The sequence below is a fragment of the Bradyrhizobium sp. P5_C11_2 genome, from assembly GCF_054049755.1.
In genome coordinates, this window is sequence record NZ_JBFULT010000770.1 from 1 (window position 1) to 2,819 (window position 2,819).

At 58.2% G+C, this 2,819-nt stretch carries 4 protein-coding genes; 1 reads left to right on the forward strand and 3 read right to left on the reverse strand.

The window, feature by feature from the left end; all coding sequences use genetic code 11:
• Positions 1 to 298: 298 nt before the first annotated feature.
• Positions 299 to 466, reverse strand: coding sequence for a hypothetical protein (locus ACXJL8_RS38265; protein ID WP_456623871.1), 168 nt, complete (start codon positions 464 to 466; stop codon positions 299 to 301).
• Between the two features lie 263 nt (positions 467 to 729).
• On the opposite strand from ACXJL8_RS38265, the gene ACXJL8_RS38270 reads away from it, so the two are divergent.
• Positions 730 to 879: a hypothetical protein gene (locus ACXJL8_RS38270; RefSeq protein WP_456623870.1), complete on the forward strand. Its 150-nt coding sequence runs from the start codon at positions 730 to 732 to the stop codon at positions 877 to 879.
• A 247-nt stretch (positions 880 to 1,126) separates the two neighbouring features.
• Here the strand turns inward: ACXJL8_RS38270 and ACXJL8_RS38275 are convergent, their stop codons facing one another.
• Together ACXJL8_RS38275 and ACXJL8_RS38280 are read right to left on the reverse strand one after the other, a co-directional pair.
• Complete coding sequence (locus tag ACXJL8_RS38275; protein WP_456623869.1) at positions 1,127 to 1,348, reverse strand: hypothetical protein; 222 nt, start codon at positions 1,346 to 1,348, stop codon at positions 1,127 to 1,129.
• A gap of 447 nt (positions 1,349 to 1,795) precedes the next feature.
• The gene (locus ACXJL8_RS38280) at positions 1,796 to 2,482 is read right to left on the reverse strand and encodes a hypothetical protein (protein WP_456623868.1); all 687 of its coding nucleotides are present in this window, start codon (positions 2,480 to 2,482) and stop codon (positions 1,796 to 1,798) included.
• Positions 2,483 to 2,819 lie beyond the last annotated feature (337 nt).

Sequence of the window (2,819 nt, forward strand, 5' to 3'; positions counted from 1 at the left end):
CCTCCGGACAAGCGTCGTTGGCTCACGTCATCGACCTCGTGCGAAAACCGCTTCGCACTTCGACGCTCCGCGGCCCTTCGGAGTCGGTCCGRCCGCGACATCAATGCGGCAGCGCACAACAATTGCCCGGAATTTCCTCTGGCGCTCGCTGCTGCTTCGCGCAATTGATTAAAGAAAAAAACTAAATGCGAGTCGTGGGGAACAGGAATATGTTGGATGCGATCCAGATCAGCGTGGCGTTGTGGGCCATGATTGTGTGTGCGGGGATCAAGGTCGGGCAGATCGTGCACTGCCTGTTCTAGGTGGCGAGCCAGTTCAGGATCACCATCGCCAGCCAGATCAGTCCTCCGATCCAGGCCGTCATCACGATGCCGATTGTCGCGAGAAGAGCGAGGCCGAATATGTCGGCCTTGCGCGGTGACGTCGCGGCGCCAGCCTCGGACGCGGCTTCGGCTTCCTGTGTCATGACGGGAACGGTTTTCCACCCAGTGCTTGTGGCGGTGTTTAGCGGAGACGCAGCGCGCGGGCTGTGACGCACTTCACAGATCGGCCTGAATGCATGTCGGCCTCACGGCTTCGCGCCGGAGACGTCTGGAAACAATCGCGCGGCCTTTGGCTCACCGCTTGAAGCAGATTGGCGGATTTTCGGTTGGCAACGCGGTCATCCCCGCAATCATACGGACGAGATTGCCACGCACTTGTCCAGATCGGCTGGCTAGAGTCGGCCTCATGTGCACCAAGTACGATCCACAGCGCGAAGCCGAGGCCGCAATGAAGCGGGCCGCCGCGTCCGAGGGCGCCGACCGGCAAAAACTGATCCAGCTGGCTGTGGCCTGGCATCTGCTCGCGCGCGAGCCGCGCGACGAGCGGACCGACTGATCGCGCGGTAGCGCCTTGGGCGCTCGCGACACTGCTGCTGTCGAACGCCGCGATCGATGCGTACCGGTTGCGGCCGGTGCTCGAGACTCTCGACGCATGATCGATCTGACGGAGCGAAACGCGGCATTAAGAAATGCGCCGCGCCGATTTTCGCGATTACGATTCGTGCTTTGCGAACGAAGCGGAGTCGGACCGTGAACAAACGAAATGCCGGCCAAGTGTCGGCCGATTCAATGCCGCGCGTGCATCAATCGATCGCCAGGCAATGCTCCAAGGGTGGCTTCTGGTGGCCTCGACGCGCCCACGCCTGAACGGCGAAGGCAAGTTGATGCTGACTCACCGCGGCGTCCGCGATGGAAGCCTGCGCCGTCTCGATGGGTCTTGCGATCGTGCCCGGATTCACGATGACGCCCGCGTCGACTGCCAAGAACAATATTGCGAGGACGGCAACCGCAGATGCGATCGCCATTCTCGTCCACTCGGATAGCGGCATCGGAGTCCTTCTTGGGCGCACGTCGCCCGGCGCATAGATAGGGCTCCTCTATCCGGTTCAAAGCCCGGGGCGGGGCGACGCACGCGTTCGTGAAGGACGGCGGATTGCCGGCTGGTGCGCGCTGACAATGAACGTCGGTGCATCAAGCTGTCGCGCGCTGGCGGACGGGCACGACGGCTGAACAGACATGAGGGGCCTGCCCGTCGATACGACTGGAGCTGGCGATCCCAGCAGGACTCGAACCTGCAACCCGCGGAGTAGAAAAAGCTTGGTCGCTACCCGGTTTTATTCGTCATTTCAGAGTCTTAGAAGGTGTAGCGCAGTTAGTTCGGAAAGTATTTCGGGAACACGTTTCGTAGGAAATCGCGCACCAAGGATCTAAGCGGAAGGTGCTTTTGCTTTCACTCCATTCGTTCTCGAAATCTAGCGTTCCTCGCTGATCAAGTCGAACGCCGGAATATTTTGAGCCTTTAGAGCGGGAATAATATAGCGATTGAGTCGCTTCGTCCCCCTCACTCTTAAAGGAGGCGCGTTGTCGTATTCGCAGTCAAACATGACGTCGACCTGCACCGGCCATCCATTGAAAGGCACATTCTGCAGTGTTGGGTAGGTGTACCAGCCCTGTTGGCCCCGATTCATAAAGTAGTCTGTCGTCGCAGCCGCCGCCGAGAGTTTAATTCCGTTCGCTTCAATGGAATAGGAACGCAAACGCCACTTGAGCATCCGCTCGCCAAAATTGGCGAAATGGACCGTGGCGGTGATGTCGCAGGTTTTTGTCCGCTTGTTCACCCTCGTGACAAACCGAACATTTTGATATGCGAGTGGTCGGTCTTCCTGATGGACGGCAAGCTGTTTTTTCAACTCGTCAATAGTGCTGCGGCTCGTTTTCCAGAGTCTGTATGGTAGGATCAAAATTATTTCGAGCGCGCTGACGGCAACTGCGGCCGTCCATATCTGCAAGGTGGTGAATGGGCTGTTTTGCCAACCCAAATGAAGGCCGATCGCCAAGATCAGATTTGCCAAGAGCGTTACGACAACCACTCCGCGGCGAAAGGCATTCGGTATTTCGGCGGCGCACTCCCACGCATATTCTTTGAATCCGCCTGACATAAAAATCCTTCACACGCTGCCTCGCGGCTTATCTTGCGCCCATTCCATGCAAGAAGGTTGGTTTCGACCGGCCTCGGTAATCCCAATCAGCGAGACGCCGATTGCACGACAAACCTTAAGGCCCTGATCAATCGAATCCTGCTATTTCCAGCCTCATAGTTGCTCCCGGCTTGAGGTTCAATCCCGACGAGCCGACACCAACCGGTCTGCTTGAGCCCCTTTGGGGTAGGCCGCTGGTCATTCGCGATAGATCCAATCCAGGGCAACGCTGGCGGCCTCGCAAACTCTCAGAGCTTTGTCGATGGAAACGCGGCGCAATCCCGTCTCATAATTACTC